The 26820-nt window shown below is 55.4% G+C and carries 22 protein-coding genes; 8 read left to right on the top strand and 14 right to left on the bottom strand.

Translation table 11 applies throughout. The annotated features are described in order from the left end of the window. Positions 1-12: 12 nt before the first annotated feature. Positions 13-1170 carry a D-alanyl-D-alanine-carboxypeptidase/endopeptidase AmpH gene (gene ampH, locus FDW96_RS18585; RefSeq protein ID WP_042310210.1) on the top strand — a complete coding sequence of 386 codons (1158 nt, stop codon included), beginning with the start codon at positions 13-15 and terminating at the stop codon, positions 1168-1170. Between the two features lies 1 nt (position 1171). Here ampH and iprA read toward each other — a convergent pair whose 3' ends face one another. Both iprA and ehaB read right to left on the bottom strand, forming a co-directional pair. Beyond that, positions 1172-1795 (bottom strand): hydrogen peroxide resistance inhibitor IprA, encoded by a 624-nt coding sequence (gene iprA, locus FDW96_RS18580; protein WP_042310211.1) that lies wholly within the window; start codon positions 1793-1795, stop codon positions 1172-1174. A gap of 87 nt (positions 1796-1882) precedes the next feature. Then, positions 1883-4804: an autotransporter adhesin EhaB gene (gene ehaB, locus FDW96_RS18575; RefSeq protein WP_137366118.1), complete on the bottom strand. Its 2922-nt coding sequence runs from the start codon at positions 4802-4804 to the stop codon at positions 1883-1885. A gap of 505 nt (positions 4805-5309) precedes the next feature. Here ehaB and hemB point away from each other — a divergent pair. Then, positions 5310-6284 carry a porphobilinogen synthase gene (hemB, locus tag FDW96_RS18570; RefSeq protein ID WP_137366117.1) on the top strand — a complete coding sequence of 325 codons (975 nt, stop codon included), beginning with the start codon at positions 5310-5312 and terminating at the stop codon, positions 6282-6284. A 79-nt stretch (positions 6285-6363) separates the two neighbouring features. On the opposite strand, the gene tauD is transcribed toward hemB, so the two are convergent. Genes tauD through tauA form a run of 4 tightly spaced genes read right to left on the bottom strand, consistent with a single transcriptional unit; the run spans position 6364 to position 9780 of the window. Next, a complete protein-coding gene (tauD, locus tag FDW96_RS18565) occupies positions 6364-7215 on the bottom strand; it encodes a taurine dioxygenase (protein WP_137366116.1) in 852 nt (283 codons plus the stop codon). Next, positions 7212-8042 (bottom strand): taurine ABC transporter permease TauC, encoded by an 831-nt coding sequence (gene tauC, locus FDW96_RS18560; protein WP_042310221.1) that lies wholly within the window; start codon positions 8040-8042, stop codon positions 7212-7214. Before tauC ends, tauD begins: the two co-directional genes overlap by 4 nt. Next, positions 8039-8806: a taurine ABC transporter ATP-binding subunit gene (tauB, locus tag FDW96_RS18555; RefSeq protein WP_069323927.1), complete on the bottom strand. Its 768-nt coding sequence runs from the start codon at positions 8804-8806 to the stop codon at positions 8039-8041. Before tauB ends, tauC begins: the two co-directional genes overlap by 4 nt. 11 nt (positions 8807-8817) lie before the next feature. Then, entirely contained in the window at positions 8818-9780 is a 963-nt protein-coding gene (gene tauA, locus FDW96_RS18550; protein WP_042310224.1) for a taurine ABC transporter substrate-binding protein, read from the bottom strand. A gap of 344 nt (positions 9781-10124) precedes the next feature. On the opposite strand from tauA, the gene FDW96_RS18545 reads away from it, so the two are divergent. The 6 genes from FDW96_RS18545 to fbpC all read left to right on the top strand — a co-directional run bounded on the left by FDW96_RS18545 (position 10125) and on the right by fbpC (position 17908). Further along, on the top strand, positions 10125-10754 hold the full coding sequence (locus FDW96_RS18545; RefSeq protein WP_042310514.1) for a response regulator transcription factor: 630 nt from the start codon (positions 10125-10127) through the stop codon (positions 10752-10754). After that, the gene (locus FDW96_RS18540) at positions 10754-12295 is read left to right on the top strand and encodes an MASE1 domain-containing protein (RefSeq protein ID WP_042310225.1); all 1542 of its coding nucleotides are present in this window, start codon (positions 10754-10756) and stop codon (positions 12293-12295) included. The genes FDW96_RS18545 and FDW96_RS18540 overlap by 1 nt, the downstream gene beginning before the upstream one ends. Before the next feature lie 85 nt (positions 12296-12380). Beyond that, on the top strand, positions 12381-13676 hold the full coding sequence (uhpC, locus tag FDW96_RS18535; RefSeq protein ID WP_042310226.1) for an MFS transporter family glucose-6-phosphate receptor UhpC: 1296 nt from the start codon (positions 12381-12383) through the stop codon (positions 13674-13676). Next, on the top strand, positions 13673-14704 hold the full coding sequence (locus FDW96_RS18530) for an ABC transporter substrate-binding protein (protein ID WP_137366115.1): 1032 nt from the start codon (positions 13673-13675) through the stop codon (positions 14702-14704). The genes uhpC and FDW96_RS18530 overlap by 4 nt, the downstream gene beginning before the upstream one ends. A gap of 67 nt (positions 14705-14771) precedes the next feature. Further along, complete coding sequence (locus FDW96_RS18525; protein WP_137366114.1) at positions 14772-16850, top strand: iron ABC transporter permease; 2079 nt, start codon at positions 14772-14774, stop codon at positions 16848-16850. A gap of 11 nt (positions 16851-16861) precedes the next feature. Continuing rightward, on the top strand, positions 16862-17908 hold the full coding sequence (fbpC, locus tag FDW96_RS18520; RefSeq protein WP_042310230.1) for a ferric ABC transporter ATP-binding protein: 1047 nt from the start codon (positions 16862-16864) through the stop codon (positions 17906-17908). 108 nt (positions 17909-18016) lie between these two features. Here fbpC and mmuM read toward each other — a convergent pair whose 3' ends face one another. The 8 genes from mmuM to FDW96_RS18480 all read right to left on the bottom strand — a co-directional run bounded on the left by mmuM (position 18017) and on the right by FDW96_RS18480 (position 26658). Beyond that, positions 18017-18949 carry a homocysteine S-methyltransferase gene (gene mmuM, locus FDW96_RS18515; RefSeq protein WP_137366113.1) on the bottom strand — a complete coding sequence of 311 codons (933 nt, stop codon included), beginning with the start codon at positions 18947-18949 and terminating at the stop codon, positions 18017-18019. Between the two features lie 147 nt (positions 18950-19096). Next, the gene (gene mhpT, locus FDW96_RS18510) at positions 19097-20308 is read right to left on the bottom strand and encodes a 3-(3-hydroxy-phenyl)propionate transporter MhpT (RefSeq protein ID WP_137366112.1); all 1212 of its coding nucleotides are present in this window, start codon (positions 20306-20308) and stop codon (positions 19097-19099) included. Between the two features lie 68 nt (positions 20309-20376). Further along, positions 20377-21390 (bottom strand): 4-hydroxy-2-oxovalerate aldolase, encoded by a 1014-nt coding sequence (mhpE, locus tag FDW96_RS18505; protein WP_137366111.1) that lies wholly within the window; start codon positions 21388-21390, stop codon positions 20377-20379. After that, positions 21387-22337 carry an acetaldehyde dehydrogenase gene (gene mhpF / locus FDW96_RS18500; RefSeq protein ID WP_137349040.1) on the bottom strand — a complete coding sequence of 317 codons (951 nt, stop codon included), beginning with the start codon at positions 22335-22337 and terminating at the stop codon, positions 21387-21389. Before mhpF ends, mhpE begins: the two co-directional genes overlap by 4 nt. Next, positions 22334-23143, bottom strand: coding sequence for a 2-keto-4-pentenoate hydratase (mhpD, locus tag FDW96_RS18495; RefSeq protein ID WP_137360360.1), 810 nt, complete (start codon positions 23141-23143; stop codon positions 22334-22336). Before mhpD ends, mhpF begins: the two co-directional genes overlap by 4 nt. A gap of 9 nt (positions 23144-23152) precedes the next feature. Further along, positions 23153-24019: a 2-hydroxy-6-oxonona-2,4-dienedioate hydrolase gene (mhpC, locus tag FDW96_RS18490; RefSeq protein WP_079225288.1), complete on the bottom strand. Its 867-nt coding sequence runs from the start codon at positions 24017-24019 to the stop codon at positions 23153-23155. 28 nt (positions 24020-24047) lie between these two features. Beyond that, positions 24048-24992 (bottom strand): 2,3-dihydroxyphenylpropionate/2,3-dihydroxicinnamic acid 1,2-dioxygenase, encoded by a 945-nt coding sequence (mhpB, locus tag FDW96_RS18485; RefSeq protein ID WP_038638031.1) that lies wholly within the window; start codon positions 24990-24992, stop codon positions 24048-24050. A 1-nt stretch (position 24993) separates the two neighbouring features. After that, a complete protein-coding gene (locus FDW96_RS18480; RefSeq protein WP_137366110.1) occupies positions 24994-26658 on the bottom strand; it encodes a bifunctional 3-(3-hydroxy-phenyl)propionate/3-hydroxycinnamic acid hydroxylase in 1665 nt (554 codons plus the stop codon). Between the last annotated feature and the right edge of the window lie 162 nt (positions 26659-26820).

The raw sequence follows: 26820 nt of genomic DNA, 5'->3' as shown, positions 1-26820 counted from the left end.
TGGACACCACCGTTGAAACGTAGTCTGCTTTTTTCTGCCGCGCTGTGTGCGGCGTCATTGACATCTGTCCAGGCGGCACAGCCTATAACCGATCCGGTCTTCGCCTCTGATATCGTCGATCGTTATGCCGACCATATATTTTACGGCAGTGGTGCTACGGGGATGGCGCTCGTGGTGATTGATGGTAATCAACGCGTATTTCGAAGCTTCGGCGAAACGCGCCCCGGCAATAATGTTCATCCACAACTGGATTCCGTGATTCGCATTGCCTCTATCACCAAATTAATGACCAGCGAAGTGCTGGTGAAATTACTCGATCAGGGCACAGTTAAACTCAACGATCCATTGAGTAAATATGCACCACCTGGCGCACGCGTGCCGACTTATCAGGGAACGCCAATCACGCTGGTGAATCTGGCGACGCATACCAGCGCGCTGCCGCGCGAACAGCCTGGCGGCGCGGCAAAGCGCCCGGTGTTTGTCTGGCCAACCCGCGAGCAGCGCTGGAACTATCTCTCAACCGCTACGCTTAAAGCAGCTCCAGGATCGCAAGCTTCTTATTCAAATCTGGCATTCGACCTGCTGGCCGATGCGCTGGGAGCTGCTGCCGGTAAGCCTTATCCGCAACTCTTTGAAGAAAAAATTACCCGACCGCTGGGGATGAAAGACACCACCTTTACCCCATCCCCCGATCAGTGCAGACGCCTGATGGTCGCGGAAAAAGGCGCCAGCCCTTGTAACAATACCCTGGCGGCGATGGGCAGCGGCGGCGTCTATTCAACGCCTGGCGATATGATGCGCTGGATGCAGCAGTATCTCTCTTCTGATTTTTATCATCGTAGCCAGCAAGCCGACCGTATGCAGACGCTGATTTATCAGCGTACACAGTTAACCAAAGTGATAGGGATGGACGTTCCGGGCAAAGCCGATGCGCTTGGTTTGGGCTGGGTGTATATGGCACCGAAGAATGGTCGTCCGGGAATTATTCAAAAAACCGGTGGTGGTGGCGGTTTCATTACCTATATGGCGATGATCCCGCAGCAAAATGTCGGGGCGTTTGTCGTGGTGACCCGTTCTCCGCTGACCCGCTTTACCAATATGAGCGACGGTATCAACGATTTGGTCGCAGAGTTGAGCGGGAACAAACCGCAGGTTATTCCCGCATCCTGATTCAATACTCAAAAGGCAAACGGTTAATGCTCACCAGTTTGCCTTTATTCATTTCAATGTAACCACCTTTACGCAATGCCGCGAGGACCTCAGCGACTACTGAGCGTGAAATTCGTGTGCGCTGGTGAATATAGTTCATCACACCGACACGCGAGCGCAGGACGTCGTCCCATTTCGTCATGGATATCAACGTCGCGCGAATCTGATCATAGGAGTTATTGCCGATCAACTGGAGATCGCGCATTTCAAGCATGCAGTTCTGCCAGGCCAACCAGCAAAAAGCTTCGCGCCAAAGTTGGCATTGTTCAATTAAATTAATCGTTTGTGAGGCAGGAAGATGATATCCCGTACAATTACTTTCGGTTATTAATCTGTATTGTACATCGGTTTTCATCACACCATCTGAAAGCCCCATAATAAATGGTGCCTGCGCGATGCCGACCAGTACATTCTCCCCGCGTCTCAGGGAAACTATACCGCTTAAAATAATAAAGGTGTCATCGCTATTTATATCACTGGAATATATAATTTCTTTATCTTTATCACATTCAAAGTGTTTACCATATTTTGATAAACATTTATCCAGCTTACTAAATTCAGGAAGAGGTTTATTAGTAGATAACATTGCGCGTTCCTTGCAATAAATGCCCGTCAAATCCGTGACGGGCATTTTCCAGATTAAATTACCTTTACTTTCTTTGCGAGAAAATTATTACCAGGTATATTTAACACCCACGTTTGCAGACCAGTCTTGATCGACATCACCACCACCGAGATAATTAGCATCGGTGTACGCGCTGAAGTTTTTGGTAAAGCTGAACTGAGTACCCAGTCCAACACGTACCGCAGAACCTTCTACGCCATTGTCGATAGAATCGCCGTTTACGTTAGAATCGTTGTTAGAGTCATCGTAAACGTAGGCCAGTTTGAAGTAAGGAGTCAGAGCCTGGTCATCGCTGTACGCGAAGGTATAACCTGCATCTACACCCAGTTCATAACGCATGCTGTCATAAGACTGACCGTCAACTTTCATGTCGTTGCTCAGCTTATAGTCATCACCAGACTGGAACAGACCGGATACGCTGCCGTAAGGCGTTACGTAACCTGCGTCACCCAGCTTCAGGTCATAACCCAGTTTCAAGCCAAAGCCCCAGGCATCAGAAGAGGTGCTGCCATCAACATACTGACCGTTGCTCATGTTGGCAGACAGATCGTTGTTGAAGTGAGAGTAGCTTAAGTTGCCGTCAACAAAGATGTTGTTGGCAAAGTGAGCAGAAGAGTAGATGTAGGCAGTCTGGCTGTCTTGATCCACCTGACCGGTACGGTCGCTCATATCGCCTTTCGCGAAGCCTGCTGCGGCACCGACAATCCACTTAGCGTTGTTACCATCAATTTTGGAATCAACACCGACCATAATGCCGTTAACATCCTGATCATAGTTAATAGTGCCGTTATCCGCATCGAAGCTACCACCGAAGTAGCTTACCCATGCACCACCGTTATCAACCAGACCATGACGTGCGTTAGTCAGACGAGTACCAACGGTATCTTGTTCCAGGTTCCAGATATTGGTGTTAGCAGACGGGATGCTCAGCGCCATGTTCGCGTAGTCAGTCAGCTCCATCTGCTGCAGAACAACAGTGTTACCCTGCTGCTGCGCCTGATAGGTGTATGCGCCGAGGTCCGCTTTGTTAGCTGCAGAGAAGGTCGCATTGCTGTTGGTATCGTTAACGTAGATCAGCTCGTTGCCTTTGTAATCAGCAACAGAACCTGCGCCAGTGGCGTTATCAATACGAACTTTATAGTTACCGGTTGCAGCAGCTACATGGTCGCCATAGTTGTCAACTTCAGACTGATCGCCGGAGGTGTCAGCATCGCCATTACCGTTGATAGTCAGGTGACCATCAGAGTTCATTGCGATTACGCCATAACCGTAGTTAGCCTGGGTTTTGTCGTTAGTGCGGTCGTTAGTCAGGTCAGCATTCAGCACATAGTTGCTGCTGTTGATGTCGAAAACGCCTGCATTAACATTGTTGTATGCATCGGTGTAGCTGGTCAGGTTCAGGGTATCAACCTGCAGCGCATCACCAGTACTGTTGCCAACATCCAGAACACCGTTGTTAGTAACGTTAATGGTGTTTGCATACAGCGCAGCATCCAGCACATTCCAACCAGCAGATACGTCGTCAGCAATCGTTACAGTACTGTTGTCGATAGACAGAGTATCAGTTGCAACATGACCATCTTCGTTGATGTTCAGTGCAGAAGCACCGGTCAGAGAGATAGAGTCAGCAACCAGCTCAGAATCACCCACGTTGACGACGGAACCGCTGTTGATGCTCAGGGTATCAATCAGAGACGTTTTAGTGGTATCCCACTGTGACGCGCCGTTCAGCGTGACGTTGAACAGACCGCTCTGATAGACCGCATTACCCACTACGTGGCCATTTTCGTCATAAGAGGTCGTGTCGCTATCGATGCCGTAGGTTGAATCAGGCCACAGGCTGTTAGCGGCGATATCGATCAGCGTTGCGGTGGCTTCAGTGCCCGCAGCGTAGCTGTCGTAAACACCGTCACCATCGGTGTCAACCTGATGCACAGACATTGCCGCACCAACCCACTTACTACCATTGTTCAGGGTCAGATCCAGACGGTCAGTACCGTCCCAACCGTTGGTATCCAGATCGGCATCGGTATCACGATAAGAGTCAGCACCGTTCGGGAAGAAGTTCTCATCGAAGTTGCTGGAGAACAGCACGTCACCCATCAGCGTGGAATTGTTAAACGTTGCGGTGGTCTGCATCGCGTTATCTGCATTCGGATTTGCAATAGCTGCTAATGCAATATCGTCTGCAGTGTAAGTGCCGCTGTAGTCGCTTGCATTGCTGGTGTTACCAAACCAGCCGGTAGTGCCTTCGTCAGTCCATGAACCAGAGGTCAGAGTAGAGTCAGTAACAGCGATGGTGTTGTTAAATACTTCACTGCTGTTTACGCCGGTGCTGACGGTATTATCGTCAATATCTGCCCACTCGTAACCCTGCGTCAGGGTAATGCCAGCGACGTGAGAGTTGGCGGAGATAGACAGATCAACTTCTTGATCCAGAGTGATAGCAGTGCCCAGGTTATAAACGTCTACAACGTGCGTATCGGCTGCGTCATTATAGGTACCGTTGTAGGTATAATGCTCGTAGTTGTCATCGATAGTTGAATTAATAACGTTCATCGCCAGGCGATCGTAGTAATAGTCTGTACCCGTACGGTTAGTACAATCCGTTGTCATGCACTCGGATGTCACCATACCGTGAATGGTACTGTTTTTGATCGTCAGGCTGTTGTTATTGGTGTTAGTAGAGAGTCCATCATCCAGATAATAAGTTGAAATCACGCCGTTGACAGTGGCGTTATTAATTACCGGATAAATATCACCGTTATAAATACTATCAGTGTCGTAGTTGTTCCAACCCACATATCCATCGTAGTAAACGCCATCAGAATAGGAGGCGTCATTATAATGGGTAAAAGTGGTATAGGTGGTCCCAGAGATATCAGTTGAAGCATTCGCCTGAGAAGTGATTGCCAAAGTGCAGGCTAATGCTAATTGTGAGACTACGAGTTTCTTTTTCCAAGTGTGCATTTGTCATCCCTCCTCAGGGACGTAATATAGTTGATCCATCAATTATCAATGCATAGAAAACATTTTATGTTTCGCAGGGAGGATTATGCGATGTCATAGCCGAAAGGTTCAATTATTCTTTGTCTTAAGTCCGAATCCGGACGGGCAATAAAAGCTTCGAAACAAAAACGCCAGTAATTTATAAAATCACTTTATTTTTTAATCAATTAACATTAATAAAACTGCATAATAAATACGTTCCAATTATAAATAAAAACAAAACAGATATGAGAGCAATAAATAGCTAACCAATACCTTTTAGTTAAAATAAAATTAAATAAAACTAAATCCACGTTGAAATTTATCAATATAAAAAATAATTACAATCACAAAAATGCAAATAATAGATAGATTAAGAGGTAGCAAAGAGAGCCCACCATCCCCACATAACGCCAACTTTCGTAAACCACCCGCCATCAGGTTCGGGTATACTACGGCCTTCGATTCCACAAACATCAGGCATACCATGACAGACCTAATCCAACGCCCTCGCCGCCTGCGCAAATCTCCTGCGCTACGCGCTATGTTTGAAGAGACAACACTCAGCTTAAATGACCTGGTGTTGCCGATCTTTGTTGAAGAAGAACTCGACGATTACAAAGCTATCGACGCCATGCCAGGCGTGATGCGCATTCCAGAGAAACACCTGGCCCGCGAGATTGAACGCATTGCCAATGCAGGTATCCGTTCGGTCATGACCTTCGGTATTTCCCACCACACCGACGACACCGGCAGCGACGCATGGAAAGAAGATGGTCTGGTGGCGCGCATGTCGCGTATCTGTAAGCAGACCGTACCGGAAATGATCGTCATGTCCGACACTTGCTTCTGTGAATACACCTCGCATGGTCACTGCGGTGTGTTGTGCGATCATGGCGTTGATAATGATTTAACCCTTGCCAACCTCGGCAAACAGGCAGTCGTTGCTGCCGCTGCGGGTGCAGATTTTATCGCGCCTTCCGCCGCAATGGACGGTCAGGTGCAGGCGATTCGCCAGGCGCTGGATGCTGCGGGCTTCACCGATACCGCGATCATGTCCTACTCCACTAAGTTTGCCTCTTCTTTCTATGGCCCGTTCCGTGAAGCAGCAGGTACGGCGCTGAAGGGCGATCGTAAAACCTATCAGATGAACCCGATGAACCGCCGCGAGGCGATTCGCGAATCACTGCTGGATGAAACCCAGGGCGCAGACTGCCTGATGGTGAAACCGGCCGGCGCGTACCTCGATATTCTGCGCGATATCCGCGAACGCACCGAACTGCCAATTGGCGCTTATCAGGTCAGCGGTGAATACGCGATGATCAAGTTCGCGGCGATGGCGGGTGCTATCGATGAAGAGAAAGTGGTGCTGGAAAGCTTAGGGTCGATCAAACGCGCGGGCGCGGATCTGATCTTCAGCTACTTTGCGCTGGATCTGGCTGAGAAAAAAATTCTGCGTTAATTTACCTTGTGCCGGATGGCGGCTTCGCCTTATCGGGCCTGCTCTACTGTAGGTCCGGTCAGCGAAGCGCCAGCGCCATTTATCCCGCCCGATAAAAAGGTTTGTCCCCCAGAATCGTCGCCCGGTGCATAATGCGCCTCTGCGGCAGATAATCCGCATTGGCGTAGTGCTGCGTCACGCGATTATCCCAAATCGCCACATCGTTAGGCTGCCAGCGCCAGCGCACCTGGAACTCCGGTTTGGTGATGTGTGCAAACAGGAATCCCAGCAGCGCCTCGCTCTCTTTTTCCGTTACATCAACAATTCGTGTGGTAAATCCTTCATTCACAAACAGCGCCTGCTTACCCGTTACCGGATGGGTGCGCACCACCGGATGCAGCAACGGTGGATGTTTGGCGACAGCCTCCAGCCAGCGCAGATGCTCCTCTGGCGTCTGGCGATATTTATATTCCTGAAACGATTTACGAAAATCATGCTCTGCACGCAGGCCGCTCAGGAGCTGGCGAAACGGCTGTGAGAGAGCATCATAAGCGGCAATCCCGCTGGTCCACAGCGTATCTCCCCCGGTCGATGGCAGCTCTTTCGCCGCCAGAATCGCGCCCGCTGGCGGCGTGTCGATAAACGTCACATCAGTGTGCCAATTGTCGTTATCGGGCGGATTATCGTTGTGCGTATCCAGCACGATTATTTCGTCCACCCCTTCGGCGTGTGGGTAGACCGGGTGAATATGCAGGTCGCCAAAACGTAGCGCCAGCGCGCGCTGCTGCTGTGGCGTAATAATCTGCTCACGCAGGAACACCACCTGGTGGCGCAATACAGCATGATAAAGCTGTTCAAACTGGTTATCGCTTAATGGACGCGTTAAATCCGCGCCGGTAATTTGTGCACCAATGTACGGCCCCAGCGGGGTAATGCTCAAACGTTCACTCATTGTACTTCTCCATGCCAGGGTGTCAGACGGCGCTGAAGCGCGCGCAGACCCAGCTCTAAAATAAACGCGATAACAGCAATTACCGCGATCCCTGCCAGCACCACATCCGTTGCCAGAAACTCACCGGCTGATTGCACCATAAATCCTAAACCTCTCGTCGCTGCAATCAGCTCCGCCGCCACCAGGGTTGACCACCCCACTCCCAGCCCAATACGTAGTCCGGTCAAAATCTCCGGCAAGGCACCCGGTAAAATCACAAACCACAGCACCTGCGCACGGCTGGCCCCCAGCGACTGCGCGGCCCGGATTCTCACCTGCTGCGCACTTTTTACGCCCGCCAGCGCCGACATCGCCACAGGGGCGAAAATCGCCAGGTAAATCAGCAGGATCTTGGAGGTTTCACCAATACCAAACCAGATAACCATCAGCGGCAAATAGGCCAATGGCGGAACCGGACGATACAATTCAATGATTGGATCGAGAATGCCGCGAATCGTCGGACTCAGCCCCATGGCGATACCGACCGGAATCCCCAACAGCACCGCCGCCAGCAGCGCGATAACAATACGCGTCAAACTGGCCGCCAGATGCTGCCACAGCGTGGCATCCATAAACCCCTGCGGCCCGGCAATACTGATGAGTTTTTGCAAAACCTGGCCCGGCGGCGGCAGAAACAACGGGCTGATTAACTGCAGCGCCGCCACCGTCCACCACAGCGCCAAAATGGCGGCCAGCGTACCGAGGCTTAAAGTCATCTGGCGCGAGAACGGCCAGCGCCAGTTCAGTGCCCGCGGGCGGCGAGGTTTGTCATTAATCACCACGCTCATGAGAAGGCCTCCCGTTGTTCAAAGACACGACTTAACACATACTCGCGCATGGCGATAAACTGCGGATCGGACTTAATGCTGCGACTCGCCTCTCCGGCCACAAAACGCCGGGCGAAATTAAGCGGCAGTCGTTCCAGCACCCGGCCAGGGCCTGGCGACAGCAATACCAGTTCCGTGGCCATAAACACCGCTTCTTCGATATCATGGGTAATCAACAGCACCTGTTTCCCCGTTTCATGCCAAAGTTTCAGCAGCAGGGTTTGCATCTGCTCGCGGGTAAAGGCGTCGAGCGCGCCAAACGGCTCATCGAGTAGCAACAACTGCGGGTTGGCCGCCAGCGCCCGGGCAATGCCGACGCGCTGACGCTGCCCACCGGAAAGCTGCCAGATAAAGCGTTTTTCCGCGCCCTCCAGCCCCACTTTCTGCAACATTTCCTGAGCAATACGCTGACGCTGCGGCTTCTCCATGCCCGTCAGTTGCAGACCGAAGGTGACGTTGTCCTGCACGTTGCGCCAGGGCAACAGACCTTCATTCTGAAACACCACTCCACGTTCTGCGCCAGGTCCTTCGACCTTACTGCCCGCCAGCATAATGCTGCCGTGTTGATACGGTACAAATCCGGCAATCAGATTTAACAATGTGGTTTTCCCACAACCGGAAGGTCCCAGCACCACCAGCAGTTCACCGCTATCGAGCGTCAGGTTGATATCCTCAAGCACCGGTTTGCCGCCGTAACTGGCATTAAGATGAGAGATTTGCAGCATCAGCGTCCCCTTTATTGCACGAAACGATCGGTCACGTACTGGCTATAATCCGTCGCTACGGCGGGCACTTTGCCCTGCTCTTTAAGGAACTGCGCGGTGTCGATAATCGCTTTGTTCACCGGCCCGGTTAACTCGGCGGTTTGCTGCTGCGGAGTCAGATAGGTGTTACCTTTCACCAGCCCCGGCACATCCGCCTCTGGCACACCGCTTAAGCGCGCCAGCTTGCTGATATTCTCCGGTTGTTTGAGCCAGGCATCCGGGTTGGCGATATAGGGCTGCTGCGCATCGATGGCGCTTTTCGCAAATGCTTTCACTACCTCAGGGTATTTCTCGGCAAAATCTTTGCGTACCACCCACACGTCCAGCGTTGGCGCCCCCCATTCACCGACTTTTTCCGAGTCAGTCAGTACCTTGCCGTCTTTTTCCAGCGCATTGACTGCAGGCGCCCAGACGTACGCGCCGTCAATATCTCCGCGCTGCCAGGCGGCAATAATCGCCGGTGGCTGAAGGTTCACAATCTCTACCTGGCCGGGTTTAATCCCCCAATGTTTCAGCGCTGCCAGCAGGCTGTAATGGGTGGTGGAAATAAACGGCACGGCAATGCGCTTACCAATCAAATCTTCCGGTTTACTGATGTTTTTCTTCACCACCAGCGCTTCAGAATTGCCGAGCTTTGATGCCAGCAGGAAAACCTCAATCGGCACCTGCTGACTGGCCGCTACCGCCAGCGGGCTGGAGCCGAGGTTACCGATCTGTACGTCGCCGGATGCCAACGCGCGGACAATACTCGCGCCGCTGTCAAACTTGCGCCAGTCAACGGTGGCTCCACTCTCTTTAGCAAAGGTATTATCCGCCTGCGCCACTTTGGCGGGTTCGGCGGAAGTTTGATACGCGACGGTGACGTTCACCGCCTGCGCCTGAAATGCGATGAATGCCAGTGCGGCAAGAAGTGTGTTACGCGATGAATTAGCCATGATTGTCTGCTCCCCAGTCTTGTTATAGGAGGCAGTATTTCGTTGCGGCCCACTTTGATAAAGGAATTAAAAATTCTGGCTAAGAACAAAGCGTTTTTAGAAAAAAACCGGCAATGCTTATACACAAAATCATTCAAGATGCGTCGAGGCGGCAAGGGAAGAAATCCCCAGGAGCATAGATAACTATGTGACTGGGGTTTCTGAGTGCAGCCAACAAAGAGGCAGCTTGAAGGATGAAGTGTATTGCGATTTTGTTACATTCGTTACATAACTGCGCCTGGATGATTGCCAGCGCTGCGCTGGCAGGCATCATAGACGCTATTGTCAGGCAAGAGAGCAATATCATGATTCATGTTGTGCTGGTGGATGACCATGTGGTGGTGCGTTCCGGCTTTGCGCAATTACTCAGTCTCGAAGATGATCTCAACGTCATCGGCCAGTTCAGCAGCGCGGCCCAGGCCTGGCCTGCATTACTGCATGACGACGTCAGCGTTGCGGTGATGGACATCGCCATGCCGGATGAAAATGGCCTGAGCCTGCTAAAACGACTGCGGGCGCAGAAGCCCGGTTTTCGCGCCATTATTCTTAGCATTTATGACTCGCCAACGTTTGTACAAAGCGCACTGGATGCTGGCGCCAGCGGCTATCTGACCAAGCGCTGCGGACCGGAAGAACTGGTGCAGGCGGTACGTTCGGTAGGTATGGGCGGGCATTATCTGTGCGCCGATGCGCTGCGAGCCTTACGCGGCGGCGAACAGCCCGCGCAGGTCCTGGAGGTACTGACCCCGCGCGAGCGCGAAGTGTTTGATCTATTGGTCAAAGGCGACAGCGTGAAAGAAATTGCCTTTAAGCTCGACCTTAGCCACAAAACAGTACACGTCCACCGCGCGAACGTGCTGGGCAAACTGCAATGCCACAGCACTATCGAGCTGGTGCATTTTGCCCTCGACCACCAGCTACTGACGGGGCATTAATGTCGCGTAACCTTCGTCATTGGGTAATCTCCCTGTTTATTCTGCTGGCCTGGGGATCGGGCTGGTTGATGCTGTGGACGCTGGGATTTTACCTGACCCACAACGGTCAACAGGCGGCATTATTCCTGCCACACGGGGTCTATCTTGCACTGTTGATTCTGCTTTCTCGCCGCTACTGGCCCGCGTTGGTGCTGCCGCCGGTACTGATGCTGTTCTGGCTGCACAGCGAGCAATTATTGAATGGCTATATTTTGCTGGTAGCCCCATTCATAAGCCTTCTTCCAGCGAGCATCGGTCAGTCATACTGGCACCGCTTCCCACTGTACTGGCAACGCTTGACGCTGTTGCTGACCGCCGTCACCGTCACGTCATTGCTTAATACCGCCCTGCTGTCACCGTTTATCGCAAGCCCGGCAACGTTAATTGGCCTGGCGTCGTTTACCGGCGGCGTGCTGCTGACGCCATTTGTCTATCTGATCTATGAATTTCTGCGCCAGCAGCACCGTTATCATTTGCTCGGGTTGGATACTACCAATCCCCCACTGCGCACCTCGCTTATCATCTGGTGCAGCCTGTTTTTTATTATTGGCATTGGCACACAGATGGTGCTGTCGCCGGATATCGAGCGCCTGCTGCTGATCGTGGTGTTTTTACCAAACGTGGTGATGGCATGGAAATTTGGCTGGCAGGGCGGCGTGTTGTCCGGATTGCTCGGCAGTATGATGATCACCATCGCCCGGCAGATAGGCGTGGGGTTCAGCAATCTGCTTGAACTGGAGATTTTCCTCGCCACCCAGGCGCTACTGGGTATAGGGCTGGGGATCGCCATCAGCCGCCAGCAGCATCTGGCGCAAAACTTGCACCATTATCGCCAGCGTCTGGAAGCCGAACTGACGGCACGCCGTGCGCTGACCGAACAACTGATTCGTACCGAGGAAGACACGCGAAAAAGTTTAGCGCGCGAACTACATGACGAAATAGGCCAGAACATCACCGCCATCCAGATTCAGACGCAACTGGTCAAACGTGCGCCAGGTCGCGAGCAAACGCTTGAGGCGGCGAATCAGATCAACGATCTTGCCCGGCGCATTCACCACTCCACCCGTCAGCTTCTGCGCCAGCTGCGCCCGCCCGCGCTCGATGAACTGTCTTTCAAAGATGCGCTGCATCATCTGGTGAATGAATTTGCCTTTGCCGAACGGGGAATCCGCTGCCGATTTAATTACCATCTGGAAAATACGCCAGAAAATGAAACGGTGCGCTTCACGCTGTACCGCCTGATGCAAGAACTGCTCAATAACATCTGTAAGCATGCCGATGCCAGCGAGGTATCGATTACGCTACGCCAACGGGAACACCGCCTGTCACTGGAGGTCGATGACAACGGCGTGGGTATCCTCCCGGAAAAAATCCCCGGTTTCGGTATCCAGGGGATGCGTGAGCGGGTAAGCGCCCTCGGTGGCGAACTCACGCTGGAATCGAACCACGGCACGCGGGTAATTGTTAACCTGCCCACAAATTTGCAACAAACCAGCCGCTAACCAGGAAAAAGTCTTAGTCACTGCGGACTTTCTCTCATCCCCTTTTGCTTTCACTTTCCTATAGTCAGCACAAACGGAGACCGCCATGCACGCACGCGAAACAGACCAACAATACCGGACGTTACGTCCCCGCCTGCTGATGTGTATGGTGATTGGCTACGCCGCGTTTTATCTGACGCGCAAAAGCGTCAACTATGTACTCCCGGCGCTGCAAACAGATCTGGGGCTGGATAAAGGCGATATCGGTCTGCTGGGATCGCTGTTTTATCTGACCTACGGCCTTTCGAAATTCGCTGCCGGATTGTGGCACGACAGCCATGGGCAGCGTGCATTCATGGGGATCGGCCTGTTTGCCACTGGTGTTTTGAACGTGGTGTTCGCCTTTGGTGAATCGCTGACGCTGCTGCTGGCGGTCTGGACGCTGAACGGATTTTTTCAGGGCTGGGGCTGGCCGCCCTGCGCCCGCCTGCTGACCCACTGGTACTCGCGCAACGAACGCGGCTTCTGGTGGGGCTGCTGGAATATGTCAATCAACATTGGCGGGGCCATCATCCCGCTGATTAGCGCCTTTGCCGCCCTCTGGTGGGGCTGGCAGGCAGCGATGCTGGCACCAGGGATAATCAGCATGGCGTTAGGCATCTGGCTCACCCTACAACTGAAAGGCACGCCCCAGGAAGAGGGATTACCGACGGTGGGAGAGTGGCGGCACGATCCGCTGGAGCTACGTCAGGAGCAGCAAAGCCCGCCGATGGGGCTGTGGCAAATGTTACGCACCACCATGCTGAAGAACCCGATGATCTGGCTGCTTGGCGTGTCGTATGTACTGGTCTATTTGATCCGCATTGCGCTCAACGACTGGGGCAACATCTGGCTGACGGAAAGCCACGGCGTGAATCTGCTCAGCGCCAATGCCACGGTGATGTTGTTTGAAGTCGGCGGCTTGCTCGGCGCGCTGTTTGCCGGATGGGGCTCGGATCTGCTGTTCAGCGGTCAGCGCGCGCCAATGATACTGCTGTTCACGCTGGGGCTGATGGTTTCCGTCGCCGCGCTGTGGCTGGCCCCGGTGCACCACTATGCGCTGCTGGCAGTCTGTTTCTTTACCGTGGGCTTTTTTGTGTTTGGCCCGCAGATGTTGATTGGTCTGGCTGCTGTCGAATGCGGACACAAAGCTGCGGCAGGTTCAATCACCGGTTTTCTCGGGCTGTTCGCCTATCTGGGGGCCGCGCTGGCGGGTTGGCCGCTGTCGCTGGTCATAGAACACTACGGCTGGTCGGGAATGTTCAGTTTGCTCTCGGTTGCCGCTGTTTTTATGGGTTTATTGCTGATGCCATTGCTCATTGCGGGCATTACCCCTTCTCTCAGTCAAAGGATAAAACAATGAAACTGACGCTTACCTCTACCCTGATTGCCTCTGCTCTGACGCTGGCGGCCTTCAGCAGTACGGCACAAGCTCAAGGACGTCTGGTGGTGTATTGCAGCGCCACCAACGAGATGTGCGAAACCGAAACCAAAGCCTTCGGCGACAAATATGATGTGAAAACCTCATTTATTCGTAACGGCTCCGGCAGCACGCTGGCGAAGGTCGATGCCGAGAAGAAAAACCCGCAGGCGGATGTGTGGTACGGCGGTACGCTGGATCCACAATCCCAGGCCGGTGAAATGGGCCTGCTGCAGCCGTACAAATCGCCTAACCTCGCGCAGATCATGGAGAAGTTCCGCGATCCGGCGAAAGTAAAAGGTAACCTCTCCTCGGCGGTGTATGTCGGTATTCTGGGCTTTGGCGTTAATACTCAGCGCCTGAAAGAGAAAAACCTGCCAGTGCCGAAATGCTGGAAGGATCTGACCAAACCAGAATACAAAGGGGAAATCCAGATTGCTGACCCACAGAGTTCAGGCACCGCCTACACTGCGCTGGCGACCTTCGCCCAGCTGTGGGGTGAGGATCAGGCTTTTGATTACCTGAAACAGCTCAACGCCAACGTCTCCCAGTACACCAAATCCGGCATTGCTCCGGCGCGTAATGCCGCCCGTGGCGAAACGGCGATCGGCATTGGCTTCCTGCACGACTACTCGCTGGAAAAAGAACAGGGCGCCCCGCTGGAGCTGATCTCCCCGTGCGAAGGCACCGGCTATGAAATTGGCGGCGTCAGCATCCTGAAAGGCGCGCGTAACCTCGACAACGCCAAACTGTTCGTTGACTGGGTGCTGTCGAAAGACGCCCAGGAGCTGGCATGGAAGAAAGGTAAATCCTATCAGATCCTGACCAACACCACCGCCGAGACCTCGCCGAACTCGCTGAAGCTCGACGACCTGAAGCTTATCAATTACGACATGGATAAGTACGGCTCGACCGACGTACGTAAAGCCCTGATCAATAAGTGGGTTAGCGAAGTTAAGATGGGTAAATAAGCCCACGTTGCGTTCATTTGCCGGGCGCGGCGTAAGCGCCCGCCCGGCCTGAAATACCGGAACCGCTATGTCACACACACTTGCACTCCATCCCGTGAAAAAACGGGATGCGATATTTCTTTGGGTTTTGCTCGGCTGGCTGGCGTTTGCCCTGCTGCCAAGCTGGAGCCTGGACTACGGTCTGCTGGAGTCGACGGGCGAGGAAATACTCGCCGCCTACGGCTGGTCACAATTCAATATCAGTTGGTTATGGTATCTGCTACCGAGCCTGCTGCTGGTGCGCCCGTTCCATGAAGCCAGACGCGAACAGCGCGGCCGCCATTATCTTGACGCAGGCTGGGCATTCTTCTGCATGGCCTTTATCGTCGCCAGCGCCACGCTTGAAGGTCGCGGCTTAGGCTATGCCACCATCGTGCTTTTTGTGGCGCTGGGCGCAATTATGACCCTGGCGCTTACCCGTCTGGAATGGCTGGGTGGCGACCGTTTCGTCATCGGCTCGCTGACCGCAATTGTCGCGCTGATCGGTATTTTTATCGTCTGGCCGAGCATCGCCATTTTCATTCCGATGTTCACCAACGACGCCGGGGAATTTGCTCCGCTGGCGTTTATGAATGTGCTGTCACAGGCGCATATCATTCAGGTGATCCTCAACTCGATTATGCTGTCGATTGCCGTCGGCGTCGGCTGTACCTTCTTCGGCCTGGTACTGGCTATCTACACGACCCGTATCGCCAGACGTAGCGCCATCATCGGACGTATCTTCTCGATTCTGCCGATCGTCACCCCGCCGTTTGTCGTCGGTTTAGGCGTTACGCTGATGATGGGTCGCTCCGGTTACATCACCGAATTTATGGTCGACTGGTTCGGCTTAACCAACACCAACTGGCTGTACGGTTTTACCGGCATCTGGCTGGCGCAGGTGCTGGCCTTTACGCCGATGGCGTTTATGATCCTCGACGGGGCGATCAAGACCATTCATCCATCTTTGGAAGAAGCGTCATACACCCTGCGCGCCAGCCGCTGGCAGACCTTTAACGGCGTGTTTGTCCCGCTACTGAAACCGGCGCTGGCGAACGCCTTTTTGATTGTGGTGGTACAGTCGCTGGCCGACTTCAGTAACCCGCTGGTGCTAGGCGGTAACTTCGACGTGCTGGCAACGCAAATTTACTTCTACATCACCGGCTCGCAGCTCGATTATCAGGCCGCCAGCACGCTGGGCGCGTTCCTGCTGCTGTTCTCGCTACTGGTATTCTGTGTGCAGTACATGTGGATCGGCAAGCGCTCCTACGTGACTGTCTCCGGTAAATCCTACCGGGGCGACGTCCAGCCGCTGCCAGTGACGCTGGTGTGGATCGTGGTTGTGCTGCTGGCGGTGTGGATTGCCTTTAACGCCCTGCTCTACGGCAGCATTTTCTACGGCAGTTTCACCGTTAACTGGGGCGTGGACTACACCCTGACGCTGGCGAACTTTATCAAACTGTTCGGTCAGGGGATGAGCGACGGCGCGTGGCCTTCACTGCTCGACACTCTGCTCTACGCCGGGATTGCCGCGCCGATCACCGCGATCTTTGGTCTGCTGATCGCGTGGATTGTGGTGCGCCAGCAGTTTAAAGGTAAAAAAACCATCGAGTTCACCACCATGCTGTGCTTTGCCGTTCCTGGCACCGTGGCGGGCGTGTCGTACATTCTGGCCTTTAACAGCGCCCCGGTGTACCTCACCGGCACCGCCGCCATCGTCATTATCTCAATGGTGATGCGTAACGTGCCGGTCGGAATTCGGGCGGGCATCGCGGGCTTAGGCCAAATCGATAAATCGCTGGATGAAGCCTCGCTTAGCCTGCGTGCCGGTTCCCTGCGGACCATTACGCATATCCTGCTACCGCTGCTGCGCCCGGCGATCCTCTCGGCGCTGATCTATAGCTTTGTGCGCGCCATTACCACCGTCAGCGCCATTGTGTTCCTTGTGACGCCGGATACCCGCGTGGCGACGGCCTACATCCTCAACCGCGTGGAAGACGGTGAGTACGGGGTGGCGATTGCCTACGGTTCGATTCTGATCGTGGTGATGCTGGCGATTATTTTCATCTTTGACTGGCTGATCGGCGAATCACGTACCTCCCGTTCAAAAGCTAAAAACCAGGCGTAATGGAGCGCACTATGACTCAGAAAAATTTCGTTGAACTGCGCAACGTCACTAAACGATTTGGCAGCAACACAGTTATCGACAACATTAACCTCACCATTCCGCAGGGGCAAATGGTGACGCTGCTCGGCCCCTCCGGCTGTGGCAAAACCACCATTTTGCGCCTGGTCGCCGGGCTGGAAAAACCGAGTGAAGGCCAGATTTTTATTGATGGCGAAGATGTCACCCATCGTTCCATTCAGCAGCGCGATATCTGCATGGTGTTTCAGTCGTATGCTCTGTTTCCGCACATGTCGCTGGGGGAGAACGTCGGCTATGGCCTGAAGATGCTCGGCGTGTCACGCAGCGAAGTGAAGGCGCGAGTGAAAGAAGCGCTGGCGATGGTGGATCTGGAGGGTTTCGAAGATCGCTATGTCGATCAGATCTCCGGCGGTCAGCAGCAGCGCGTGGCGCTGGCCCGCGCGTTGATCCTCAAACCGAAGGTGCTGCTGTTTGATGAGCCGCTGAGCAACCTGGATGCCAACCTGCGTCGCAGCATGCGCGACAAGATCCGCGAGCTACAAAAGCAGTTTGATATCACCTCGCTGTACGTTACCCACGATCAGAGCGAAGCCTTTGCGGTTTCCGATACCGTCCTGGTGATGAATAAAGGACACATCATGCAGATCGGTACGCCGCAGGATCTTTATCGTCAGCCGGCCTCACGTTTTATGGCGAGCTTTATGGGCGATGCCAACCTGTTCCCAGCCACCTTCAGCGCAGGATACGTTGATATCTACGGCTATCGTTTGCCGCGCCCGCCGCACTTTAACGATCATGGGGAAGGGATGGTCGGCGTACGTCCCGAAGCGATCACGCTCAGCGATCGCGGCGAGGAGAGCCAGCGCTGCGCGATCCGCCACGTCGCCTATATGGGCCCTCAATATGAGGTCACGGTGGAGTGGCACGGGCAAGAGATTTTATTGCAGGTCAACGCCACGCGCCTGCAGCCAGACATCGGCGAGCAGTATTACCTCGAAATCCACCCGTACGGCATGTTTGTGCTGGCGGATGCGGCATAACGCTTTGTTGCTTTGTAGGCCGGATAAGGCGCTTGTACCGCCATCCGGCAATGCCTGATGCGCTGAGCTTATCAGGCCTACAGTGAACGATGTAGGCCCGATAAACTCTCAGCGCTGCGCGTTCAGCTCAGCAATATCCTTCGGCGTGGTGCGACAGCACCCGCCGATCAACCGTGCGCCAGCGGCCTGCCACTGCGGCAAATAATCCGCCAACTGCGCACAATGTTCACCGTGATGATGCCAGGTTTTGCTTGCCGCATCATAATGCTCGCCTGAGTTTGGATACACCGCCAGCGGCAGCGCCGTTAAGCCGTGCAGATGCTGCAATGCGGCAGTGGTCTTTTCCAGCGCAATACAGTTAATGCCTAACGCCACCACCTGCGGATAACCCGCCAGCAACGCCACCACGTCGTGCAGCGGGGTACCGTCGCTCAGGTGTTCGCTGTCGCGCAGGGTAAAGGAGAACCACGCGCGAGCCCGCGGATACGCGGTCAACAGCTCAGCCAGCGCACCAATCTCGGTAAAATTCGGCAGGGTTTCACAGGCCAGCAGATCGGCCCCGGCATCCAGCAACGCTTCCACGCGCGGACGGTGAAATGCCTGAAATTCCTCAACGCTACGTTGGTAATCGCCACGATACTCTGATCCATCCGCCAGATACGCGCCATAAGGCCCGACGGATCCTGCCACCAGCAGCGTACCCGCCTGCGGGTTCTCAGCCAGCCAGGCTTCACGCGCTTTACGTGCCAACTCCACGCTTTTGCCAATCAGCGCTTTCGACTGCGCTTCATCCAGGCCGCGCGCGGCAAAACCTGCTGGCGTGGCCTGATAGCTGGCGGTGATCGCGCATTGCGCCCCCGCCCGGTAATAATCAAGATGTACTTCGCGGATAAGCTGCGGGTTTTCGACCAGCACTTTGGCTGACCACAGGCTGTCAGCTAAATCACAACCGCGCGCTTCCAGCTCCGTCGCCATCGCACCATCCAGTAACAGGAAATCCTGTTTGTCGAGGATGGCGCTTAACGGATTATTCTGCGACATGTTCTGGCTCCTGTTTTGACGGAAATAAGCCCTCACACTATCACAGACATACCCGCAAGGCTCCGCGCTCACCCGCAATTATGGCGATGTGTCTACCCTGCTCCAGACGCAGATGCCCGCGTCGGGCACTCCACTCCGGACGATCGCTTAAGCACCGTTAGCCGGGATCGGCATCTGCGATTTACGGCTCATCAGAATAAATACCGCCAGGCCCGCCAGCAAAATCCCCGGCGCAGACGCCGCCATCACGCCCACCGTTCCGGTGCCCAGCGCTAACATTTTCCCGGCCAGCAGCGGGCCGCTCATCGCTCCCAAACGTCCGACGGCGACGGCGGTGCCCACGCCGGTGGCGCGGATCTGCGTGTTGTAAAATAACGGCGCCAGCGCATACAGCACGCTTTGCCCACCGGTGGCAAACATCCCCGCGACAAATCCCGCCATCAGCATGCCGCTGAATGTCGACACCGTCCCCAGCGCCAGTAGCGAAGCCAACATCCCGGTGTAGATCAGCAGCGACATCACCACCGGACGCAGTTTGTCCATCAACGCCCCGAGAATTAACGTCCCGCTGGCCGCGCCGATTTGTAGAGCAAACATCACGCCTGCTGCCTGCGAGGGCTGAAATCCCTGCTCCACCAGCAGCATCGGTAGCCAGTTGATCAGCATATACACCACCAGCAGGGTGAAGAAATAGCACAGCCAAAGCAGCAGCGTAGCGCTCGCCGTCACTGGCGCAAACAGGGCGCGCAACGGCGCGGCAGCCACCTGCGTTTGTTGGGTATAAACCTGCGATTCCGGCAGCCAGCGCATCAACAACGGAACCAGCAGCAGCGGGATCACCCCACCAACCCAGAACACCGTTTGCCAGGCGGAGGCGAGCCCGCTAAACCCAAGCGCCGCCGCCAGCGCCGCGCCAATCGGTACGCCGCAATACATCAGGCTAACCGCTGTGCCGCGAAAACGTGGACCCGCCGCTTCGGAGGTCAGCGCAATCAGATTCGGCAATGCCGCGCCCAGCCCCACGCCGGTCATCAGACGGGCAACTACCAGCGACGAGAAATCCCAGGAAATCGCCGTCGCCAGCGAGAACAGGCCGAACAGCGCCACGGAGGCAATGAGAATACGCTTGCGGCCATAGCGATCGGCCAGTATACCGCCGACCAACGCGCCGGGCAGCAGGCCGAGAATGCCCGCGCTGAAGATCCAGCCCATCTGCATTTTATCCAGCGCAAACGCATGAGCGATACCGACGGCAGCGATCCCGGCGGCCTGGAGATCCAGCCCTTCCATCAGCGCGACTAAAAAACACAGCCCGACGGTCAACGTCAGGTGCCAGGATGCGGGGGGACGGGTAGTCATAAGATGTACCTCTGAGGTCACGATGCAGGTGAATCGCGGCTGATACATTGCCAGCCGCGTAATCATTTTTATTTGCTGTTACGCAGATCCAGCGCCACGTCGACGATCATATCTTCCTGGCCGCCCACCATTCGGCGCTTGCCCAGTTCAACCAGAATATCGACCGCGCTCAGGCCATAACGCGCCGCCGCCACTTCGCAATGACGCAGGAAGCTGGAGTACACCCCAGCGTAGCCCAGCGCCAGCGTTTCGCGATCCACCCGCACCGGGCGGTCCTGCAGCGGACGCACCAGATCGTCGGCGGCATCCATCAGCGCATACAGATCGGTGCCGTGCTGCCAGCCGAGCTTATCCGCAGCAGCAATAAACACTTCCAGCGGCGCATTGCCCGCGCCTGCGCCCATCCCCGCCAGGCTGGCGTCGATACGATCGCAGCCCTCTTCCACCGCGGCAATCGAGTTCGCCACGCCGAGACTGAGGTTGTGGTGCGCATGCATTCCGGTTTCCGTCTCCGGCTTCAGCACCGCTTTCAGGGCGCGGAAGCGGGCGCGAATATCGCTCATGTTCATCGCCCCGCCGGAATCGACCACGTAGATACAAGTCGCGCCGTAGGTTTCCATCAGCTTCGCCTGCTGCGCCAGATTTTCCGGCGTGGTCATGTGGCTCATCATCAGAAAGCCGACGGTATCCATACCCAATTCGCGTGCATATTGAATATGCTGGGCCGACACGTCCGCTTCGGTGCAGTGGGTCGCCACGCGTACTACCCGCGCCCCGGCCTGATACGCATTTTTCAGGTCGTGAATAGTACCGATCCCCGGCAGTAACAGCGTGGCGATCTTAGCGTGCTGCACCACGTCCGCCGCCGCTTCAATCCACTCGAGATCGCTGTGCGCGCCAAAGCCGTAGTTAAAGCTGGAACCTTGTAAACCATCACCATGCGCCACTTCAATAGAATCGACCCGCGCATCATCCAGCGCTTTCGCAATCTGGCGCACGTTTTCCAGCGAATACTGGTGACGAATGGCGTGCATACCGTCACGCAGGGTCACGTCAGAGATATAGAGTTTTTTACCGTTCATGCTGCTTCTCCTGCCTGACGGGTGAGTGACTGCGCCATCTTCTCAGCGGTTGCCAGCGCGCTGGAGGTCATAATGTCGAGGTTGCCCGCATAAGCTGGCAGGTAGTGCGCCGCACCTTCGACTTCCAGATACACTGCGGTTTTCAGCCCGGAGAACTGGCCGATACCCGGCAGATTCACCGGTTTATCCTGTGGAATGACTTCAAACTGCACGCGCTGTTTCAGGCGATAACCCGGCACATAGGCCTGTACCGCCGCCGCCATCTCGTTGATAGACGCCTCAACTTCAATCTCGGAGGCCGCTTCACTCAGTACATACACCGTGTCGCGCATCATCAGCGGCGGTTCGGCCGGGTTAAGCACAATGATGGCTTTACCTTTTTCGGCGCCGCCGACCACTTCAATCGCCTTTGAGGTGGTTTCGGTGAACTCATCAATATTGGCGCGAGTGCCCGGCCCCGCAGATTTACTGGCGATCGAGGCAATAATTTCGGCGTAATGGACTTTTGCCACGCGCGAGACTGCCGCCACCATCGGGATAGTCGCCTGCCCGCCGCAGGTCACCATATTGACGTTCTGCTGGTCAACGTTAGCCTCCAGATTCACCACCGGCACGCAGTATGGACCGATCGCCGCGGGCGTCAGGTCGATCAGGCGGATCCCCGGTTTAACGGCGCGAAGCAGGGCGTCGTTCTTCACATGTGCGCCCGCGCTGGTGGCGTCAAACACTATGTCGATATCGGCAAATTCCGGCATGGCGATAAGCCCGGTCACCCCTTCATGGGTGGTGGCAACGCCCATACGTCCGGCGCGCGCCAGACCATCGGATTGCGGGTCAATCCCCACCATCACCGCCATCTCCAGATGCACGCCGTGGCGCAGAATTTTAATCATCAAATCGGTGCCGATGTTACCGGAGCCGATAATGGCGACTTTACGCTTACTCATGACTGACTTCCTTTTGTAACCGCCGCTGAAAAAGTGGCGGCAACTGAACCAATACCGTCGATATGGGCTTCAAAACGATCGCCCGCGTTCACTGCTACCATCGGGCCTAACGCCCCGGTGAGAATGATGTCCCCCGCACGCAGCGGCTCGCCGAGGCTGGCCATTTTGCGCGCCAGCCAGACGGCGGCGTTGATCGGATGCCCCAGACATTCGCTGCCGCGCCCGCTGGAGACCTCTTCGTGATTGCGCGTCATTTTCATCGCGCAGTTTTTCAGATCTAACCCTGCCGGACGCTGCGCCGGGCCGCCGACCACATACACGCCGCAGGAGGCGTTATCCGCCACGGTATCGACAAACTTTATTGACCAGTCGCGGATACGGCTGCCAACCACTTCCAGCGCGGGCAGCACCCACTCGATGGCGTTATACAGCTCATCAAAAGTGGTGTCGGCATTGGGCAGATCGCGGTTCAGCACCAGCGCAATTTCCGCTTCAATACGCGGTTGCAGTACACGCGAAAACGGAATGGTGTCGTTATCGCCGTAGCACATGTCGGCAAACAGCGTGCCGAAGTCTGGCTGATCGACACCCAATTGCTGTTGCACTTTCGGGTGCGTAAGCCCCACTTTTCGCCCAACCACGCGCCGCCCGCGCGCCACACTGTCCTGCACGTTGATGCGCTGAATGGCATAGGCCGCGTCGGCATTGTCCACGCCAATCAATTCGCGCAGCGGGGCGATAGCTTCCCCTTTTTCCTCTGCCTGGCGTAAATCAGCAGCTAACTGCTCAAGATTAAGATTCGTCATGTCAGTTCCTTAAGGGCGTGCGAGGAAGTTCAGCACCAGTTGGTTAAATGCATCCGCATGTTCCCATTGCGCCCAGTGCCCGCAGTCGCGGTAGATGTGCAGTTCAGAACCGGCAATCCCGGAGAGCAGGCGCAGACCGGCGTCCATCGGCACGAACCGGTCGTTGCGGCCCCAGACAATCAGGGTCTGCGCCTTGATTTCACCCAGCCGCGGACTGAAATCCGGGAACTGTTTCGGATTGGCTTCCAGGCTCTGGACAAAGTTTTCCAGGTGATCGCGGCGCGACAGCATGTTATTCAGGCGCGCCTCAAACAGCGCTTCAGTCAGGTCACTGGTATCGAAGACAAAAATCTCCATCATTAGCTTCAGATTTTCGATGGTCGGCTCACGATACAGCTGATTCAGACGCTTGATGCCTTCGGTCGGCATCGGGGTAAACAGGCTCATGCCGCCCGTTCCACCGCCCATCAGTACCAGCTTGCCCACGCGCTCCGGCCAGGTGAGAGTAAACGCCACTGCACTGTGTCCGCCCATTGAGTTACCCAGCAGGTGGATTTTCTGAATATCCAACTGATCGACTACGCTTTTCAGAATGCGGGCGTTGAGATCGGATCGCGAACCACGGTTAACGATCCCATCGCTTTTCCCCCAGCCAGGGCAATCCAGCAGGATCACCCGGTATCCGGCTTCAACCAGCGGATCGATGTTGCGGCTGAAGTTCGCCCAGCCCGTCGCGCCAGGACCTGAGCCGTGCAGTAGCACCACGGTCTCTTCGCCCTGCCCACAGTCATTGAAATGTACGCGCAGGGTTTCGCCTGCCTCCTGCACCTCCAGAAAACGGCTGGTGGCGGCTTCGGTTTGCGGTTGGTAAGTCATGATTTTCTCCTGCATATTCAGTTCTGTTTCAGTTCTGTGTGGTGGCGCTCAGGGAGCCGAATCCGGCGATCCACTCCGGGATCGGGCGATAGTAACGACCTTCGCTGCGCCAGTTGCCAAAGGCAGAAATGGCAGCGAAAGCGGCAACCCAGGTTTTCACTTCGTGCGTTGATTTGCCCGCCATCGCGGATAGCTCTTCATTGCTGACCGCGTCCAGTTCCTGCAAACGTCCCTGCTCAAGCAGGGTCATAAAGCGGTTATCCCAGACGGGGTTAAGCGGATGCAGTGTGTGCTGGTCTTGCACAAATTTTTCGGCGGCGCTGATCACTCGCTGCTGGCGCAATTCACGCTCGTTCTCGGGTAACTGTTTGCCGCTGCCGAGCAGACGGTCGCGCATATGGGCATCGGCCTTCGCCAGCTCCGGCACCGGTGGCTGATGCGACAGTCCACCAGAACCTAAAAACAGCACGCGTTTATTCAGCGAACTGGCAAAACGACCAATGGCTTCACCGAGCATGCGGGTACGCTGAAAGCCCGGCAGCGGCGTGGCGACGCCGTTAATAAACACCGGTAACACCGGGACCTTATCCAGGCCACCGAGCAAAAACTCCAGCGGCTGCGCAAAGCCGTGATCGACCTGCATGTTGTAGGACACGGCAAGATCGATACCGCTTTTCATCACCGCATGGGCGCAGGCTTCAGCGAGATCGGTCGGCACCGGCAGTTCCCCAGCAGCGCTGCCGAAATCGCCGATTGCGGTGGCTCCTACGCCTAAACAGAACGGCGGCATCACATCGTAGAAAAAACCGTTGTAGTGATCGGGGGCAAACAGCACCACCAGCTCAGGGTCGAACGCCGCAATACGTGCGCGGGCGCTGGCGATCACGCCGTTAACTTCATCAAGCACGGCCTGCGCCGGGTCGACATAGCCCACCAGCGGCGAGTGGGAAAGACAGTGAAGATAAGCGTGCATATCAGGCTACCTTTTCAACATGAAGATCGGTATTTACGCGGGTAAGCGTCATCACCGACGCCAGTTTATTCAGGGTGTTGCCCAGGGTTTGCGGAATAGCGATGGCGGCCACGAAGCGGTCCGGGCGCATCACCACCAGTGCGGCATTGTGTTGGGCAAACCACGCGCGCAGACGGTTTTGCGTATCGCCAATGCGGATAACGCCGTCATGGTTATCCTGATCGGTATGTATCTGCGTATCCGGCACCACCTGGATAAACCGCGTCCCCAGCGCCTGCCACTGTTGGATCTGCACTTCACTCATGCCCCACAGCGGATTACAGCCCCAGCCAATCACCGCGAAATTCGGGCCGATGACGTTGTCGAGCAACGTCACTTCGCCGGTTTCCAGCGTGACCTTCGGCTGGATAAACATCTTGCCGACTGGCGAGGTTTTCGCGTCACCTTCACGCACCAACGCCCCGATGTGGTACTGCGGCATCGGCTTAAAGCGCATTTCAAGGAAGTAACGTTTTACCGGTGGGATGTAGTTCAGCAGCCAGGAAACTCCGTCGCGTACCGCGCCGTGCCAGCGTTTTGGCGGCGCCAGCACGTTGCCAGCGGTAACCGACAAATCGATCATCGCTTTGGCGTGATCGCGGCGCTCCTGCTGGTAGGTATCCAGCAACGCATCACCGGCTTTGCCATTAATCACCAGCGCCAGTTTCCACGCCAGATTGAAGGCATCGCGCATACCGCTGTTGTACCCCTGCCCCTGCCAGACCGGCATAATGTGCGCCGCGTCGCCCGCCAGCAACACACGGTCAATACGAAAGCGTTCGGCCAGCCGGGCGTTATGGGTGTACACGCGCTGGCGGATCAGCTCGACGTTATCCGGGTTCGGCAGCACTTTGCTCAAGAGTTGGCGCATATTCTGCGGCTCGCTAAGCTGGGCTTCGGTTTCTCCCGGCATCACCATAAATTCAAAGCGGCGCACCGCATGCGGCAGCGCGGCAGAAACATACGGGCGCACCGGATCGCAGCACAGGTACACATGCGGCGTACTCAGCGGATCGTTGGCGATATCCACTACAATCCACTGATTCGGCGCGGTTTTACCTTCAAATGGCACATTCAGCGAGCGCCTGACGTTGCTGGCGCCACCGTCGCAGGCCACCAGCCACTGGGCCTTCACCGTTTCCCGCTGACCGTCCGGCGCTTTCAGGTTCAGCGTCACTTTGCCATTTTGCTGGCTGAAGGCTTCCAGTTCGCGAGAAAACAGGCAACGCACGTTGGGAAAACGTGACAGCCCTTCCAGCATCACCACATCTACCTGCGGCTGAATGAACGCATTGCGGCGCGACCAGCCAAATTCGTCGGTCATCGGCTGGATATCGGCAAAGCAGCGGCCTTTCGGGGTAAGAAAGCGCATCGCGTGCCACGGCGTGGTGTGTGGCAAAACGTTCTCGACCAGACCAACGGACTGCATGGTGCGCAGCGCTTCATCGTCAATACCGATGGCGCGGGGATAGTCGATCAGCGTGTCGAGCTTCTCTACCACCAGCACCTCAATACCCATCTGACCAAGATAATTCGCCATCATCAGCCCTACCGGGCCGGCTCCAGCAATCGCTACCTGCACGGTGTGCTGCACTGCGGGTTGGATATCAGGATTTATAGTTGTCATTTCAGAACCTCACTACTCGGACAAAACGCAATTGCAGGCCCTGGTGAGGCGCAATTTGTTTTGTTAAAAATATGTGAATAATTTTTATTGTGCGGTCAGTATAGAAGTGAGTTTTTGCGCTACAATCAAAACATGCCTGGATGTGCACTAAGTGCACAACGT

It is taken from the genome of Citrobacter sp. TBCS-15 (assembly GCF_005280815.1).
Taxonomy (GTDB): domain Bacteria; phylum Pseudomonadota; class Gammaproteobacteria; order Enterobacterales; family Enterobacteriaceae; genus Citrobacter; species Citrobacter werkmanii.
This window is presented reverse-complemented; position numbering and strand designations above follow the sequence as displayed.